Origin of the sequence: Marinilabilia salmonicolor JCM 21150 (genome assembly GCF_000259075.1) — a bacterium.
GTDB lineage: Bacteria > Bacteroidota > Bacteroidia > Bacteroidales > Marinilabiliaceae > Marinilabilia > Marinilabilia salmonicolor.
On sequence record NZ_AJKI01000069.1, the window covers coordinates 1 to 282 of the forward strand.

Below are 282 nucleotides of genomic sequence, written 5' to 3' on the forward strand. Positions count from 1 at the left end.
ATCTACATCGAAACGTTAATTGATAGCTCAACTGGTTAGAGCGTCCCGATCTAAATCGGGAAGGTCGGCGGTTCAAGCCCGCCTCTCGCTACGAAGGGTTAGAACTTAACAGTTTTAATCCTTTTTTCATTAAACCCTTCTCCTTATGCCACACTACGTTTACATTCTTTACAGCACTTCTCGTGACCACTATTATATCGGAAGCGCCTCGGATATTCAAGAGCGCTTAAATCGTCACAATGCCGGAGCCACTCCATCAACCAAGTCTGGTCGCCCATGGAA

The 282-nt window shown here is 46.1% G+C and carries 1 protein-coding gene; it reads left to right on the forward strand.

Annotated elements, in window-relative coordinates; genetic code table 11:
- Positions 1 to 145 precede the first annotated feature (145 nt).
- Positions 146 to 282 (forward strand): GIY-YIG nuclease family protein (locus tag W7W_RS23355; protein WP_010665657.1); only part of this gene is annotated, 137 nt, incomplete at its 3' end.